A 16,225-nucleotide genomic window follows, 5' to 3' on the forward strand; every position below is an offset into this window, starting at 1 on the left:
GGGCGGGCCTCCAAGATCGCGCAACATCGCGGAAGTAGTGGCCTCGCGACAGCCGCGAGGCCGCTACTTCATGGTTCGAGCACGATCATGCGCGCGGGGCGCGGCGGCGTACTCCTGCGGGGGTCAGGCCGGGACCGGGACGGACGTCTCGCTCTGGGCGGCGGCCTCCGCCGGCGGCGTCGCGGCCGGGCGGCGCTCCCGGGTCGACCACAGCACCGACAGGGTGGCCAGCAGGACCAGGCAGGACCCCAGCATGTGGGCGCCGACCAGGATCGCCGGCAGATCGCTGAAGTACTGCACGAATCCGATTACGCCCTGGCCCAGTTCGACGGCCACCAGCACGAGGGCGGCCCGGTAGGCCCGGGTCGCGCCCACGGCGCGGAACGCGAACACCAGCGCCACCGACAGGCCGATCAGCAGGAAGACCGCGTCGGCGTGGACCTGGGAGATCGCCTCCGGGTCCAGGCCGTTGCGGGCCGCGCCGTGGTCTCCGGCGTGGGGGCCGCTACCGGTCACCCAGGTGCCGATGACCAGCACCGCCGCGCTCACCACCGTGGTGATCACGGCGAGGGTCCGCAGCGGCGCCGGCACCACGGCGACCGCCGGGCCGTCGGGGTCCTTCACACGCCGCCAGAGGGCGTACGCGGCGGCGATGACCACCATCGACGCGAGGAAGTGCAGGCCGACGACCCACGGGTTGAGGTCGGTGAGCACCGTGATGCCCCCGATGACCGCCTGGGCGGGGATGCCGAGGAACACGGCGACGGCCAGCGGCAGCAGGCCACGGCGCCGGGGACGGTGCAGCAGGACCGCCACGAGGACCGCGAGCGCGATGACGCCGACCGCGAAGGTGAGCAGGCGGTTGCCGAACTCGATCACGCCGTGCACGCCCATCTCCGGCGTGGTGGTGTACGACTCGTCGGTGCACCGCGGCCAGGTGGGGCAGCCGAGACCCGACGCGGTCAACCGGACCGCCCCACCGGTGACGACGATCGCCACGTTCGCGACGATGTTGGCGTACGCCAGACGGCGCAGCAGCGTGGTGGAGACCGGGAACCGGACGGATGGAGTCACGGCGCAAATCCTACGCACCGTAGTGATCGAGGTTCGTGCGACTCCGCACGGGCGGTGGTTCGGATCACCGGACCCCGGGTTTGCGGGCCCCTCACGAATTACGTAACGTTGGCGTTGTGAAAAACGTGGCAGGGCTCTCGGGGCGCCAGCCGACGACCGCTACGGTCGCCGGTCAGCCCGCGTCCGCCACGGACCTCTCCACCCGCGACCGGGTCACCCGGCTGCTGCTGGAGCGGGGCGCGACCACCGCCGCGCAGCTCGGCGACGCGCTCGGGCTCAGCCCGGCCGCGATCCGCCGGCACCTCGACGCGATGCTCGCCGACGGTGACGTGGTCGCCCGCGAGCAGGCCGTGCGCGGCAGCCGCGGCCGGGGCCGCCCGGCCAAGGTGTTCGAGCTGACCGACGCCGCCCGGGGCCGCTGTGGCACCCACCACTACGACAACATGGCCACCGCCGCGCTGCGGTGGATCGCCCGCAACGGCGGTTCCGACGCGGTGGAGGCGTTCGCCACCGAGCAGGTCGCGGCCCTGGAGGCCCGCTGCCGGGCCGCCATGGAGGACGCCGGCGACGACCCCCTGGCGCGGGCGGAGGCGCTCGCGGGGGCGCTGACCGACGAGGGTTACGCTGCCAACGCGTCCACGATCGCCTCCGGCGGCCAGCTCTGCCAGCACCACTGTCCGGTGGCGCACGTGGCCGCCGAGTTCCCCCAGCTGTGCGAGGCCGAGACCACGGTGATCTCCCGTCTGGTCGGCACCCACGTGCAGCGCCTGGCCACCATCGCGCACGGCGACGGGGTGTGCACCACGCACATCCCGGCCCAGCCGCGCATGTCCGGTAAGACCGTCACCACTGTGAGGACAGATAGATGACCGAGCAGATCGTCCAGCCCCTGACCCAGGAGGAGCAGCTCGCCGCCCTCGGTCGCTACGAGTACGGCTGGTCCGACCCCGACGTCGCCGGGGCGGTCGCCCAGCGCGGCCTCAACGAGGCGGTGGTGCGGGACATCTCGGCGAAGAAGAACGAGCCGGCCTGGATGCTCGACCTGCGCCTGAAGGGCCTGCGGCTGTTCGGCCGCAAGCCGATGCCGGCCTGGGGCGCAGACCTCACCGGGATCGACTTCGACAACATCAAGTACTTCGTCCGGTCCACCGAGAAGCAGGCCACCAGCTGGGAGGACCTGCCCGAGGACATCAAGAACACCTACGACCGGCTGGGCATCCCGGAGGCGGAGAAGCAGCGGCTGGTCGCCGGTGTCGCGGCGCAGTACGAGTCCGAGGTCGTCTACCACAAGATCCGCGAGGACCTCGAGGAGCAGGGTGTCCTCTTCCTGGACACCGACACCGCGCTGCGGGAGCACGAGGACGTCTTCAAGGAGTACTTCGGCACGGTGATCCCGGTCGGCGACAACAAGTTCGCCGCGCTGAACACCTCCGTGTGGTCCGGTGGCTCGTTCATCTACGTGCCGAAGGGCGTGCACGTGGAGATCCCGCTGCAGGCCTACTTCCGGATCAACACCGAGAACATGGGCCAGTTCGAGCGGACGCTGATCATCGTCGACGAGGGTGCGTACGTGCACTACGTCGAGGGCTGCACCGCGCCGCTGTACTCCTCCGACTCGCTGCACAGCGCGGTCGTGGAGATCATCGTCAAGAAGAACGCCCGCTGCCGCTACACGACCATCCAGAACTGGTCGAACAACGTCTACAACCTGGTGACCAAGCGCGCCGTCTGCCACGAGGGCGCGACCATGGAGTGGGTCGACGGCAACATCGGCTCCAAGGTCACCATGAAGTACCCGGCGGTCTACATGACCGGCGAGCACGCCAAGGGCGAGGTGCTCTCGGTGGCCATGGCCGGCGAGGGCCAGCACCAGGACGCCGGCGCCAAGATGGTGCACGCGGCTCCCCACACGAGCAGCACCATCGTGTCGAAGTCGATCGCCCGGGGCGGCGGCCGGACCTCGTACCGGGGCCTGGTGCAGGTGCTGGAGGGTTCGCACAGCAGCCGGAGCACCGTGAAGTGCGACGCGCTGCTGGTCGACACGATCTCCCGCTCGGACACCTACCCGTACGTCGACATCCGCGAGGACGACGTGTCGATGGGTCACGAGGCGACCGTCTCCAAGATCAGCGACGACCAGCTCTTCTACCTGATGAGCCGGGGCCTGAGCGAGGACGAGGCGATGGCGATGATCGTCCGCGGCTTCATCGAGCCGATCGCCAAGGAGCTCCCGATGGAGTACGCCCTGGAGCTCAACCGCCTGATCGAGCTGCAGATGGAGGGCGCGGTCGGCTGACGCCGCCCGTCCCGCGCGGCGGGGGGGGCCCCCCCGCCCCCCCCCCCCCCCCCCCCCAACCCACCGCCGGTGGGGACCAAACACCCGCACCCGGTCAAAACACCCCGGGCCCCCCCCCCCCCCCCCCACCCCCGGCCGCCCCCCCGCCCCCCCCCCGCCGGGGGGCGGCGGGGGGGGGGTTGGGGGGCCCCCCCCCCGGCCCCCCCGGGGGGGGGGGGGGGGGGGGGTGGGGGGGGGGGGGGGGGGGGCCCCGCGCGCCCCCCCCCCCCCACCCCACCCACTAGCTAGCAGTACAGACGACGACATAGGGGACATAGTGCTCGACGTCAACTTCTTCGACGAGCTGCGCATCGGCCTCGCCACCGCCGACGACATCCGTCAGTGGTCGCACGGTGAGGTCAAGAAGCCCGAGACGATCAACTACCGCACGCTCAAGCCGGAAAAGGACGGACTCTTCTGCGAGAAGATCTTCGGTCCGCAGCGGGACTGGGAGTGCTACTGCGGTAAGTACAAGCGGGTCCGCTTCAAGGGCATCATCTGCGAGCGCTGCGGCGTCGAGGTGACCCGGTCGAAGGTCCGTCGTGAGCGGATGGGGCACATCGAGCTCGCTGCTCCGGTGACCCACATCTGGTACTTCAAGGGCGTGCCGAGCCGGCTGGGCTACCTGCTGGACCTCGCCCCCAAGGACCTCGAGAAGATCATCTACTTCGCCTCGTACGTCGTGACGAGCGTGGACGCCGAGTCGCGTCACCGTGACCTCTCGACGATCGAGAACGAGATCCTGGCCGAGAAGCGGCAGTCGGAGAACAGCCGCGACTCGGAGATCGAGAAGCGGGCCGCCAAGCTCGAGGCCGACCTGGCCGAGCTGGAGGCCGAGGGCGCGAAGGCGGACGTCCGGCGCAAGGTCAAGGAGGGCGGAGAGCGCGAGATGCGCCAGATCCGCGACCGGGCCCAGCGCGAGATCGACCGCCTGGACGAGGTGCTGGACACCTTCCGCAAGCTGGAGCCGAAGCAGCTGGTCACCGACGAGCTGCTCTACCGCGAGCTGCGGGACCGGTTCGGCGAGTACTTCACCGGCGGCATGGGCGCCGAGGCCATCAAGGCGCTGGTCCAGAACATGGATCTCGACGCCGAGGCCGAGAGCCTGCGGGAGACCATCCGCACCGGTAAGGGCCAGCGGAAGATCCGGGCGCTCAAGCGGCTCAAGGTCGTCGCGGCGTTCCTGAACACCCGCAACTCGCCGCTCGGCATGGTGCTCGACTGCGTGCCGGTCATCCCGCCGGACCTGCGTCCGATGGTGCAGCTGGACGGTGGCCGCTTCGCGACCTCCGACCTGAACGACCTGTACCGCCGCGTGATCAACCGGAACAACCGCCTCAAGCGGCTGATCGACCTCGGCGCGCCCGAGATCATCGTCAACAACGAGAAGCGGATGCTCCAGGAGGCCGTCGACGCGTTGTTCGACAACGGTCGTCGTGGCCGGCCGGTCACCGGTCCGGGTAACCGTCCGCTCAAGTCGCTGTCCGACATGCTCAAGGGCAAGCAGGGCCGGTTCCGGCAGAACCTGCTGGGCAAGCGCGTCGACTACTCGGGCCGTTCGGTCATCGTGGTCGGCCCGAAGCTGAAGCTGCACCAGTGCGGCCTGCCGAAGCAGATGGCGCTGGAGCTGTTCAAGCCCTTCGTCATGAAGCGGCTGGTCGACCTCAACCACGCGCAGAACATCAAGTCCGCCAAGCGGATGGTCGAGCGGCAGCGGCCGGTCGTGTGGGACGTGCTGGAAGAGGTCATCGGCGAGCACCCGGTGCTGCTCAACCGGGCGCCGACCCTGCACCGCCTCGGCATCCAGGCCTTCGAGCCGCAGCTGGTCGAGGGCAAGGCGATCCAGATCCACCCGCTGGTCTGCACCGCGTTCAACGCCGACTTCGACGGTGACCAGATGGCGGTGCACGTGCCGCTGTCCGCCGAGGCCCAGGCCGAGGCGCGGATCCTGATGCTCTCGTCGAACAACATCCTCAAGCCGGCCGACGGCAAGCCGGTGACCATGCCCACCCAGGACATGATCATCGGTCTCTACCACCTCACCCACCTCACCACGGGTGAGCGGGGCGAGGGCCGGGCATTCAGCTCGGACGCCGAGGCGCGGATGGCGTTCGACAACGGCGAACTGCACCTGCAGGCTCCGGTCAAGATCCGGCTGCGCGGCGTCGTCGGTGTCGACAACGGCGCCGGCGCCGAGCCGTGGACCGCGCCGGAGGGCTGGGTCGAGGGTGACGCGCTGACGGTGGAGACCACGCTGGGCCGGGTCCTCTTCAACGAGACCCTGCCGCAGGGCTACCGGTTCGTGAACTACGAGATCCGCAAGGGTCAGCTCTCCGCGATCGTGAACGACCTCGCCGAGCGCTTCCCGAAGGTGGCCCTCGCGGCCACCCTGGACGGGCTCAAGGAGGCCGGTTTCCACTGGGCCACCTGGTCCGGCGTGACGATCGGCATGGAGGACGTCATCGCTCCGCCGCGCAAGCGGGAGATCCTGGAGCGGTACGAGGCCGAGGCCGACCGGATCGACAAGCAGTACCAGCGTGGTCTGATGACCGCCGAGGAGCGTCGCGGCGAGCTCATCGAGATCTGGACCAAGGCGACCAACGAGGTCGCCAAGGAGATGGACACCGCGCTGCCGCAGGAGAACCCGCTGTGGAAGATGATCCACTCGGGTGCCCGCGGTAACCTGCTCCAGCTCCGGCAGATCGCGGCGATCCGTGGTCTGGTGGCCAACCCGAAGGGCGAGATCATCCCGCGGCCGATCAAGGCCAGCTACCGGGAGGGTCTGTCCGTGCTGGAGTACTTCATCTCCACGCACGGTGCCCGTAAGGGCCTCGCGGACACCGCCCTGCGTACCGCTGACTCGGGTTACCTGACCCGTCGTCTGGTGGACGTCTCGCAGGACGTCATCATCCGCGAGGAGGACTGCGGCACCGACCGCGCCATCCCGATGCAGATCGGGCAGCGACGTGACGGCGGGCTGGTCGTGCACGAGCACGCCGAGACCAGCGTGCACGCCCGTACGCTGGCCGACGACATCAAGGGGCCGGACGGCACCGTCGTCGCCGAGCGGGGTCAGGACGTCAACTCGATCCTGGTCGACCGGATCGTCGCCGCCGGGGTGGAGACCATCCGGGTGCGCAGCGTGCTGACCTGTGAGTCGAAGCTGGGCGTCTGCGGTGCGTGCTACGGCCGCTCGCTGCCGACCGGCAAGACGGTGGACGTCGGCGAGGCGGTCGGCATCATCGCCGCCCAGTCGATCGGTGAGCCGGGTACCCAGCTGACGATGCGTACCTTCCACACCGGTGGTGTCGCGGGTGAGGACATCACCCAGGGTCTGCCGCGTGTGCAGGAGATCTTCGAGGCGCGGATCCCGAAGGGCAAGGCGCCGATCGCCGACACCCCCGGCCGGATCCGGATCGAGGACGGCGAGCGGTCGCGGAAGATCATCGTGGTGCCGGACGACGGCAGCGACGAGATCGTCTACGACAAGATCTCCAAGCGGGTCCGTCTGCTGACCGCCGACGGCGACCACGTCGAGGTCGGCGAGAAGCTCACGGTCGGTACGGTCGACCCGCACGAGCTGCTCCGCATCCTCGGCCCGCGTGCGGTCCAGGTCCACCTGACCCAGGAGGTCCAGGAGGTCTACCGCTCGCAGGGTGTGCTCATCCACGACAAGCACATCGAGATCATCATCCGCCAGATGCTCAAGCGGGTGACGGTCATCGACTCCGGCTCGACCGAGTTCCTGCCGGGCGTGCTGGTCGACCGGGCGCTCTTCGAGTCGGAGAACCGCCGGCTCGTCGGCGAGGGTGGCGAGCCCGCCGCCGGTCGCCCGGTGCTGATGGGTATCACCAAGGCCTCGCTGGCCACCGACTCCTGGCTCTCGGCGGCCTCCTTCCAGGAGACCACCCGGGTGCTGACCGACGCGGCGATCAACTCGCGCAGCGACTCGCTCGTCGGCCTCAAGGAGAACGTGATCATCGGTAAGCTAATCCCGGCCGGTACCGGCATCAGCAAGTACCGCAACGTCCGGGTCGAGCCGACCGAGGAGGCCAAGGCCAAGGTCTACTCGATGACCGGCTACCCGGAGACCGACTACGGGTTCGGGCCGGCCAGCGGGCAGGCAGTGCCGCTGGACGACTTCGACTTCGGGTCGTACCGCTAAGCAGTTGCGACGACGAGGCCCCCGGCACCCGCCGGGGGCCTCGTCGTGTTCGTGGTCCGGACCGGCGTGCCGGCACCCCCGGCCGCCGGACGCGGCATGATGGAGGACATGACGACCCTGCCCGGGCCGGTGCCCCTCGCCCCGCCGGGTCCGCCGCGCCACCCGCTCGATCCGGACCCGACCCGCTCCACCAAGGCGCGCGCGGTCTTCGCGCTGGGCCTCATCGGCGCGCTGACCGGCCTGTTCATCGGTGGGGTGGTGCCGGCGACGGTGGCGCTGCAGTTGGCGCGCCAGGCGCGCCGGGAGGCGTACGCCTCGGGGGGTTTCCTCACCGGCGCGGCCTGGCTGCGGCGGGGGGAGCGGCTGGCCTGGACGGGCCTGACGCTCGCCGCGGTGAGCGTGGTGACGATGGTGGTGATCGCCGTCGTGCGGCTGGCCGAGGCGCCCTTCGGGCAGGACTTCGCGCCGAACGTGGATTGACCGCCCGCCGGGGAACGGTCCCGCCGGGCGTCGGCGGTCCGGCCGCCGGCGGTAGCCTGGCCGGTGTCCGTCGCATGGCGGTGGACGCCCGCTGCCGACAGGAGGATCCGTGACGGAACCGGCGCGCCCCCCGGGCACCGACCCGACGGCGCCGCACACCGACGGCCCCCACCCCACCCCGTCCGACCACGGTGGGTGGGCACGGCCGAGCGCGCCGCCGGAAGCCGGTGCAGTGGGGTATCAGCCGCCGACCGCGTCGGCTCCGCCCGTCCGTCCCTGGACCCCGCCGTCGTCCGGACCCGGGTGGGGTGGCCCGCCGTCCTCCGGACCCGGGTGGGGCGGCCCGCCGTCCTCCGGACCGGGATGGGGTACGCCGTCCGGCGGCCCGCCTCCGTCGTCGGGTGCCGCTCCGGGGTGGGGATCGAGTGCTCCCGGGACGTCCCCCGTCCCGGGCCCGGGGTGGGGAAGCCCGCCGGCCTCCGGACCGGCGCCGGCGCCCCCGCCGCCCGGGCAGACGCCCCGCCCGCGGCGGGTCGACGCGCTGGCCGGCACGCCGTTCGGGGTCGTGCACCTCGACGTGCCGCCGGTCACGTCCGGCCTGGCGGTCGGCGCGCTGGTGGGCGGCGTCGTCTCGATCCTGGTGTCGCTGCTGGTGATCTGCATCGGCCTGGTCGCCCGGGACCAGGGCGGGGTCTGGGCCGCCGGCGCGATCACCCTGCTGGGTGCGCTGACCGGTGCCGGCGCGGCCGTCGCCGGCCTGCTCGGGTTGCGGCAGATCCGTCGCCCGGCGGCACCGCCCGCGGTGCGCTTCAGCGGTCGCGGTCTGGCGCTGGCCGGGGTGAGTTGCGGGGCGGCCGGGGTGCTGCTGAGCCTGGTCGGGCTGGGACTGGCGTTGCTGGTGTCGTTCGCGTGACCGTCGTGACCGTCCTGGCCGGGTGGGTGGACGGCGGGCGTGCTCCGGTGGCCCGGGCACCGGGGCCGACGGGCCGCGCTCGGAGAACAGCCGGTACACTTGTGTTCGTAGGTGCCCATCACGGGCGGGTTGGCGCGGCGGAGCCGATGGACGGACGGTGGGACACCCCACCGGCCACTCCGTTTTGACCAGCGCGGTTGTGGTAGGTACTCTTTCCCCTTGTGCCCGGGCCTGCCCGGGCAACTCGTGCGTGCGCTGGATCCGATGATGTCGACGGTCCGGCTGCGGCACGACACAGCCACAAGACCCGGTTCGCGGCCTGCCGTGTGCCGGTGACAGACCCGGGGTCGCGTGCGAGCGCCGACAACGGGACCGTGAGCTGGGCGACACGCCCGACCGCGGGTGCCGGGGCCTCCGAGGGGCGGCCCTGGTCGGAATGTAGGAGAGCCGGTCAGCAGGCCGGTTACGTCAGACGGCGCGGCCGCCATGCGGCCGAAGGGAGCGGAGAAACCCGGTGCCCACGATCCAGCAGCTGGTCCGAAAGGGCCGCCAGGCCAAGACGACCAAGACCAAGACCCCGGCGCTGAAGGGTTCCCCTCAGCGGCGCGGCGTGTGCACCCGTGTGTACACCACCACCCCCAAGAAGCCGAACTCGGCGCTCCGCAAGGTCGCGCGTGTCAAGCTCAGCAGCCAGATCGAGGTGACCGCCTACATCCCGGGCGTCGGTCACAACCTGCAGGAGCACTCGATCGTGCTCGTCCGCGGCGGCCGGGTGAAGGACCTCCCCGGCGTGCGTTACAAGATCGTTCGCGGCTCGCTGGACACCCAGGGTGTCCGTAACCGCAAGCAGGCGCGCAGCCGTTACGGCGCGAAGAAGGAGAAGAGCTGACATGCCGCGTAAGGGACCCGCTCCGCGGCGGCCGCTGGTCGCTGACCCGGTGTACAACTCGCCGCTGGTCACCCAGCTGGTGAACAAGATCCTGCTGCGCGGCAAGCGTCAGCTCGCCGAGCGCATCGTGTACGCCGCCCTGGAGGGCTGCCGCGAGAAGTCCGGCACCGACCCGGTCGTCACCCTGAAGCGGGCGATGGACAACGTCAAGCCGACCCTCGAGGTCCGCAGCCGCCGTGTCGGTGGCGCGACCTACCAGGTGCCGGTCGAGGTCCGTCCGGCCCGGGCGACCACCCTCGGTCTGCGCTGGCTGGTGACGTACTCCAAGGCGCGTCGTGAGAAGACCATGGTCGAGCGCCTGATGAACGAGCTGCTGGACGCGAGCAACGGTCTGGGTGCCGCCGTCAAGCGGCGCGAGGACACGCACAAGATGGCCGAGTCCAACAAGGCCTTCGCGCACTACCGCTGGTAACACCCTGGTTCCGGCGCCCACGGGCGCCGGAACCGCCACCAGTTGTGTCGAGACGACGATAAGTAGGGATTGAAGTGGCCGCCGCAGACGCGCTCGCCAACGTACGCAACATCGGCATCATGGCGCACATCGATGCCGGTAAGACCACGACCACCGAGCGGATCCTGTTCTACACCGGTATCACGTACAAGATCGGTGAGGTCCACGAGGGCGCTGCCGTCATGGACTGGATGGAGCAGGAGCAGGAGCGTGGTATCACCATCACCTCCGCTGCCACCAAGTGTGAGTGGAAGGGCCACACGATCCAGATCATCGACACGCCCGGTCACGTCGACTTCACGGTCGAGGTCGAGCGGTCGCTGCGGGTGCTGGATGGTGCGGTCGCGGTCTACGACGGTGTGGCCGGCGTGGAGCCGCAGACGGAGAACGTCTGGCGGCAGGCCGACAAGTACCACGTCCCCCGCATGTGCTTCGTCAACAAGCTCGACCGCACCGGCGCGGACTTCTTCCGCTGCGTGCAGATGATGATCGACCGGCTCAACGCCACGCCGCTGGTTCTCCAGATCCCGATCGGGCTCGAGGGTGACCACATCGGTGTCGTCGACCTCATCGGCATGCGCGCGCTCACCTGGCGTGGGGAGACCCAGAAGGGTGAGGACTACGCCATCGAGGAGATCCCGGCCGACCTGGCCGACTCCGCCGCCGAGTGGCGCGAGAAGCTGATGGAGACCCTCGCCGACGTCGACGACTCGGTGATGGAGAAGTACCTGGAGGGCGAGGAGATCTCCGCCGAGGAGATCAAGGCCGCCATCCGGCGGGCCACCATCGCCAGCAAGGCTAACCCGGTGCTCTGCGGCTCGGCGTTCAAGAACAAGGGCGTGCAGCCCATGCTCGACGCCGTCGTCGACTTCCTGCCGTCGCCGCTGGACGTTCCGGCGATCGAGGGCACCGCGACCGACGGCGAGACGCCGCTGCAGCGGAAGCCGGCGAAGTCGGAGCCCTTCTCCGGCCTGGCCTTCAAGATCCAGACCGACAAGCACCTCGGCAAGCTCACCTACGTCCGGGTCTACTCCGGCGTGGTCGAGACCGGCACCCAGGTGGTCAACTCCACCAAGGACCGCAAGGAGCGCATCGGCAAGATCTACCAGATGCACGCCAACAAGCGGGAAGAGCGCGGCTCGGCCCAGGCTGGCGACATCATCGCGGTGCAGGGTCTCAAGCAGACCACCACCGGTGACACGCTGTGCGACCCGGCCAACCCGGTCATCCTGGAGTCGATGACCTTCCCGGAGCCGGTCATCGAGGTCGCCATCGAGCCGAAGACCAAGGCCGACCAGGAGAAGCTCAGCACCGCCATCCAGCGGCTGGCCGAGGAGGACCCGACCTTCCGCGTCAAGCTGGACGAGGAGACCGGTCAGACGGTCATCTCCGGCATGGGCGAGCTGCACCTGGACATCCTGGTCGACCGGATGCGCCGCGAGTTCAACGTCGAGGCGAACATCGGTAAGCCGCAGGTGGCGTACCGCGAGACGATCCGCCGCAAGGTGGAGAAGATCGAGTACACCCACAAGAAGCAGACCGGTGGTTCCGGCCAGTACGCCCGGGTGATCGTCAGCGTGGAGCCGCTGCCGCTCGACAACGACTCGCCGACGTACGAGTTCGCGAACGCCGTCACCGGTGGCCGCATCCCCCGGGAATTCATCCCGTCGGTGGACGCGGGCGCGCAGGACGCCATGCAGTACGGCATTCTCGCCGGCTTCCCGCTGGTGGGTGTCAAGCTGACCCTGCTGGACGGCCAGTACCACGAGGTCGACTCGTCCGAAATGGCATTCAAGATCGCCGGCTCGATGGTGATGAAGGAGGCGGCCCGCAAGGCCGACCCCGCGCTGCTCGAGCCGATGATGGCCGTTGAGGTCACCACTCCTGAGGAGAACATGGGTGACGTCATCGGCGACCTCAACTCCCGCCGCGGGATCATCCAGGCGATGGAGGAGCGCAGTGGCGCCCGCATCGTGAAGGCTCTGGTGCCGTTGTCGGAGATGTTCGGCTACGTCGGCGACCTGCGGTCGAAGACCCAGGGCCGGGCTAGCTACAGCATGCAGTTCGACTCCTACGCCGAGGTTCCGCAGAGCGTGGCGAAGGAGATCATCGCCAAGGCGACCGGTGAGTGACGCTCACCTGAACTGATCCGATGATCCGTCGGTGGTCGCGGGAGGGAACTCCCGCCCGCGGCCACCACGGTCGGGTTGCGTGAGACCGGGCCTGTAGGCTTCATCGCCGCAGAACCCACCAAAGCTCTCCGGCCGTCAGGCCGGAAAGGCTGTCGACAGAGTCCTAAGCGCCAATCGGCGCGCCGGGGCGAACGAACCAAGAAGTCCACAGGAGGACACCAGTGGCGAAGGCGAAGTTCGAGCGGACTAAGCCGCACGTCAACATCGGCACCATTGGTCACATCGACCACGGTAAGACGACGCTGACGGCGGCCATCACCAAGGTCCTGCACGACCAGTTCCCGGACCTGAACCCGTACACGCCGTTCGACGAGATCGACAAGGCGCCGGAGGAGAAGGCCCGCGGCATCACGATCTCGATCGCGCACGTCGAGTACCAGACCGAGGCGCGGCACTACGCGCACGTCGACTGCCCCGGTCACGCCGACTACATCAAGAACATGATCACCGGTGCCGCGCAGATGGACGGCGCGATCCTGGTGGTGGCGGCGACCGACGGCCCGATGCCGCAGACCCGCGAGCACGTGCTGCTGGCCCGTCAGGTCGGTGTGCCGTACATCGTCGTGGCGCTCAACAAGAGCGACATGGTCGACGACGAGGAGCTCCTGGAGCTCGTCGAGCTCGAGGTCCGCGAGCTGCTCTCGGCGCAGGAGTACCCGGGTGACGACCTGCCGGTCGTGCGGGTCTCGGCGCTGAAGGCCCTCGAGGGTGACCCCGAGTGGACCGGCAAGCTCCTGGACCTGATGACCGCGGTCGACACCGCGATCCCGCAGCCGGAGCGCGAGACCGAGAAGCCGTTCCTGATGCCGATCGAGGACGTCTTCACGATCACCGGTCGTGGCACGGTCGTCACCGGTCGCGCGGAGCGCGGCATCCTCAAGCCGAACGAGGAGGTGGAGCTCGTCGGTATCCGCGAGAAGTCCACCAAGACGGTCTGCACCGGTATCGAGATGTTCCGCAAGCTGCTTGACGAGGCCCGCGCGGGCGAGAACGTCGGTCTGCTGCTGCGTGGCATCAAGCGCGAGGACGTCGAGCGCGGCATGGTGGTCGTCAAGCCGGGCACCACGACCCCGCACACGGAGTTCGAGGCGACGGTCTACATCCTCTCCAAGGAGGAGGGCGGCCGGCACACCCCGTTCTTCCAGAACTACCGTCCGCAGTTCTACTTCCGGACCACGGACGTCACCGGTGTTGTCACGCTCCCCGAGGGCACCGAGATGGTCATGCCGGGTGACAACACCACCATGACGGTGAAGCTGATCCAGCCCATCGCCATGGAGGAGAACCTCAAGTTCGCGATCCGCGAGGGTGGCCGCACCGTCGGCGCCGGGTTCGTCACCAAGATCATAAAGTGAGCTAGGTAACCCCGATTAGGCTCGCCGCCGGACGTGCGGCATACTAGTCAGGTTGCGTAACGACAGTTCGCTGCGCCGTGTTCGGCTTACGCTGAACCTCCGGAGCGGCAGAGCAGTCGGGCGTGGGGTGGTTGGCGGCTCGTCCGCCAACCACCCTCGCACGGCGTTCAGGTCGCGGTAATGCGATCGGCGCCTTGACCCACCGCGCGGTCAGATCCGCTCCGGAGTCCCGGGGCGGAGCCTGGTCCCAGGGCGCGACACGCCCGACCGCGGGGGTCGGCGAAGAGGGCCTGTGCCAGCCGGTACAGGCACCCGCAACACAGCGGCATCGAGAGAAGGAACAGAAGCCACCATGGCGGGACAGAAGATCCGCATCCGGCTCAAGGCCTATGACCACGAGGTCGTCGACTCCTCGGCTCGGAAGATCGTCGAGACGGTGACGCGTACCGGGGCGCAGGTCGCTGGCCCGGTGCCGCTGCCCACGGAGATCAACCGTTTCTGCGTTATCCGCTCGCCGCACAAGTACAAGGACTCGCGCGAGCACTTCGAGATGCGCACGCACAAGCGGCTGATCGACATCATCGACCCGACCCCGAAGACGGTCGACTCGCTCATGCGCCTCGACCTGCCGGCTGGCGTCGACATCGAGATCAAGCTGTAGGGACCGGACAAATGGACAGGCAAGTCAAGGGGATCCTGGGCGCGAAGCTCGGCATGACCCAGGTCTGGGACAACAACAAGGTTGTTCCCGTGACCGTGGTTCAGGCCGGCCCCTGCGTCATCAGCCAGGTTCGTAGCGCCGAGAAGGACGGTTACTCCGCGGTCCAGCTGGCGTACGGCACGATCGACCCGCGCAAGGTCAAGAAGCCGATCAGCGGGCACTACGCGAAGGCGGACGTCGCGCCGCGCCGGCACATCGTCGAGCTGCGCACCGCGGACGCCGCCGAGTACTCGCTCGGCCAGGAGGTCACGGTCGAGGAGTTCCCGGCCGGTGTCTCGATCGACGTGACGGGCAAGACCAAGGGCAAGGGCTACGCCGGCCCGATGAAGCGGCACGGCTTCCACGGTCTGCGCGCCAGCCACGGTGTCGAGCGCAAGCACCGCTCGCCGGGCTCCATCGGCGCCTGCGCCACCCCGGGTCGTGTCTTCAAGGGCACCCGGATGGCCGGCCGGATGGGTGGCGTGCGCTACACCGTCCAGAACCTGACCGTCCAGGCGGTCGACACCGAGAACAACCTCCTGCTCGTCCGCGGTGCCATTCCCGGCCCGAAGGGCGCGCTGGTCCTGGTCCGCACCGCGGCCAAGTCCAAGGTGAAGAAGGGCGGTGTGGCCAAGTGACCACCGTTGACGTCCTCAACGTCGAAGGCTCCAAGAGCGGCTCGGTCGAGCTGCCCGGCGACATCTTCGACGTCCAGGCCAACGTCGCGCTGATGCACCAGGTCGTGGTGGCCCAGCTCGCGGCGGCCCGGCAGGGCACGCACAAGGTCAAGACCCGCGGCGAGGTCGCCGGTGGCGGCAAGAAGCCGTACAAGCAGAAGGGCACCGGTCGTGCCCGCCAGGGCTCGATCCGCGCGCCGCAGTTCGCCGGCGGTGGCGTGGTGCACGGCCCGGTCCCGCGCGACTACAGCCAGCGCACCCCGAAGAAGATGAAGGCCGCCGCGCTCCGTGGCGCCCTGTCCGACCGGGCCCGCGCCGGGCGCGTGCACGTCGTCGAGGCGTTCGTCTCGGGCGAGAAGCCGTCGACCAAGGCCGCGCTGGCGACGCTGACCAAGCTGACCGGGGCCCGTCGGGTCCTGGTCGTGCTGAGCAGCACCGACGAGCTGAACTGGGTGTCGCTGCGCAACCTGCGCAGCGCGCGGGACAACCGCGTGCACCTGATCGAGGCCGGCCAGCTCAACACGTACGACGTGCTGGTGGCCGACGACGTGGTCTTCACCAAGGAGGCCCTGGACGAGTTCCTGGGCGTTCCCGCCGAGACCACCGAGGAGGGTGGCAAGTGAGCACGATCGCCGATCCGCGCGACATCATCGTCGCGCCGGTCGTCTCGGAGAAGAGCTACAGCGAGCTGAACCGCAACTGGTACACCTTCCTGGTGCACCCGGACGCGAACAAGACCGAGATCAAGATCGCTATCCAGCAGATCTTCAACGTCCGCGTCCTGACGGTCAACACGCTCAACCGCGAGGGCAAGCGCAAGCGGACCCGTACCGGGTTCGGGAAGCGCAAGGACACCAAGCGGGCGATGGTGAAGCTGGCTGACGGTGACCGTATCGAGGCCTTCGGCGGCCCGGTCAGCTGAGGGGTGTAGACA

Annotated in this window: 14 protein-coding genes; 13 read left to right on the forward strand and 1 reads right to left on the reverse strand. The window is 69.4% G+C overall.

Annotated features, from left to right (window positions below; all coding sequences use genetic code 11):
* Positions 1–123 precede the first annotated feature (123 nt).
* Positions 124–1,092, reverse strand: a complete 969-nt coding sequence (locus ACIBR0_RS00455) for a heme A synthase (protein ID WP_396711804.1) — start codon at positions 1,090–1,092, stop codon at positions 124–126.
* Positions 1,093–1,190: 98 nt separating this feature from the next.
* Here ACIBR0_RS00455 and ACIBR0_RS00460 point away from each other — a divergent pair, with 98 nt between their 5' ends.
* The 13 genes from ACIBR0_RS00460 (at position 1,191) to rplW (ending at position 16,213) form a co-directional block, all read left to right on the forward strand.
* A complete protein-coding gene (locus tag ACIBR0_RS00460) occupies positions 1,191–1,943 on the forward strand; it encodes a helix-turn-helix transcriptional regulator (protein ID WP_396711805.1) in 753 nt (250 codons plus the stop codon).
* A complete protein-coding gene (gene sufB / locus ACIBR0_RS00465; RefSeq protein WP_357040235.1) occupies positions 1,940–3,370 on the forward strand; it encodes a Fe-S cluster assembly protein SufB in 1,431 nt (476 codons plus the stop codon). Before ACIBR0_RS00460 ends, sufB begins: the two co-directional genes overlap by 4 nt.
* Before the next feature lie 316 nt (positions 3,371–3,686).
* On the forward strand, positions 3,687–7,574 hold the full coding sequence (locus tag ACIBR0_RS00470; RefSeq protein WP_396711807.1) for a DNA-directed RNA polymerase subunit beta': 3,888 nt from the start codon (positions 3,687–3,689) through the stop codon (positions 7,572–7,574).
* 108 nt (positions 7,575–7,682) lie between these two features.
* On the forward strand, positions 7,683–8,054 hold the full coding sequence (locus ACIBR0_RS00475; protein ID WP_357038516.1) for a hypothetical protein: 372 nt from the start codon (positions 7,683–7,685) through the stop codon (positions 8,052–8,054).
* 541 nt (positions 8,055–8,595) lie between these two features.
* Complete coding sequence (locus ACIBR0_RS00480; protein ID WP_357034659.1) at positions 8,596–8,967, forward strand: hypothetical protein; 372 nt, start codon at positions 8,596–8,598, stop codon at positions 8,965–8,967.
* Between the two features lie 514 nt (positions 8,968–9,481).
* The gene (gene rpsL / locus ACIBR0_RS00485; RefSeq protein ID WP_007465318.1) at positions 9,482–9,856 is read left to right on the forward strand and encodes a 30S ribosomal protein S12; all 375 of its coding nucleotides are present in this window, start codon (positions 9,482–9,484) and stop codon (positions 9,854–9,856) included.
* A 1-nt stretch (position 9,857) separates the two neighbouring features.
* Entirely contained in the window at positions 9,858–10,328 is a 471-nt protein-coding gene (gene rpsG, locus ACIBR0_RS00490) for a 30S ribosomal protein S7 (RefSeq protein WP_357034645.1), read from the forward strand.
* A 74-nt stretch (positions 10,329–10,402) separates the two neighbouring features.
* Entirely contained in the window at positions 10,403–12,499 is a 2,097-nt protein-coding gene (fusA, locus tag ACIBR0_RS00495; RefSeq protein ID WP_396711810.1) for an elongation factor G, read from the forward strand.
* A gap of 221 nt (positions 12,500–12,720) precedes the next feature.
* Positions 12,721–13,914 carry an elongation factor Tu gene (gene tuf / locus ACIBR0_RS00500; RefSeq protein WP_396711812.1) on the forward strand — a complete coding sequence of 398 codons (1,194 nt, stop codon included), beginning with the start codon at positions 12,721–12,723 and terminating at the stop codon, positions 13,912–13,914.
* Between the two features lie 352 nt (positions 13,915–14,266).
* Positions 14,267–14,575: a 30S ribosomal protein S10 gene (gene rpsJ, locus ACIBR0_RS00505; RefSeq protein WP_007073037.1), complete on the forward strand. Its 309-nt coding sequence runs from the start codon at positions 14,267–14,269 to the stop codon at positions 14,573–14,575.
* A gap of 11 nt (positions 14,576–14,586) precedes the next feature.
* The gene (rplC, locus tag ACIBR0_RS00510; RefSeq protein ID WP_357034651.1) at positions 14,587–15,252 is read left to right on the forward strand and encodes a 50S ribosomal protein L3; all 666 of its coding nucleotides are present in this window, start codon (positions 14,587–14,589) and stop codon (positions 15,250–15,252) included.
* A complete protein-coding gene (rplD, locus tag ACIBR0_RS00515; protein ID WP_357034653.1) occupies positions 15,249–15,914 on the forward strand; it encodes a 50S ribosomal protein L4 in 666 nt (221 codons plus the stop codon). The genes rplC and rplD overlap by 4 nt, the downstream gene beginning before the upstream one ends.
* Complete coding sequence (rplW, locus tag ACIBR0_RS00520; RefSeq protein WP_076466668.1) at positions 15,911–16,213, forward strand: 50S ribosomal protein L23; 303 nt, start codon at positions 15,911–15,913, stop codon at positions 16,211–16,213. Before rplD ends, rplW begins: the two co-directional genes overlap by 4 nt.
* Positions 16,214–16,225 lie beyond the last annotated feature (12 nt).

The sequence above is a fragment of the Micromonospora sp. NPDC049497 genome, assembly GCF_044465805.1.
Taxonomy (GTDB): domain Bacteria; phylum Actinomycetota; class Actinomycetes; order Mycobacteriales; family Micromonosporaceae; genus Micromonospora.

What these genes read in the sequence shown, in the direction of transcription:
- rplC (WP_357034651.1), top strand. Translation starts at nt 14,587, where the DNA reads ATGGACAGGCAAGTCAAGGGGATCCTGGGCGCGAAGCTCGGCATGACC.
- rpsG (WP_357034645.1), top strand. Translation starts at nt 9,858, where the DNA reads ATGCCGCGTAAGGGACCCGCTCCGCGGCGGCCGCTGGTCGCTGACCCG.
- rpsJ (WP_007073037.1), top strand. Translation starts at nt 14,267, where the DNA reads ATGGCGGGACAGAAGATCCGCATCCGGCTCAAGGCCTATGACCACGAG.
- sufB (WP_357040235.1), top strand. Translation starts at nt 1,940, where the DNA reads ATGACCGAGCAGATCGTCCAGCCCCTGACCCAGGAGGAGCAGCTCGCC.
- ACIBR0_RS00475 (WP_357038516.1), top strand. Translation starts at nt 7,683, where the DNA reads ATGACGACCCTGCCCGGGCCGGTGCCCCTCGCCCCGCCGGGTCCGCCG.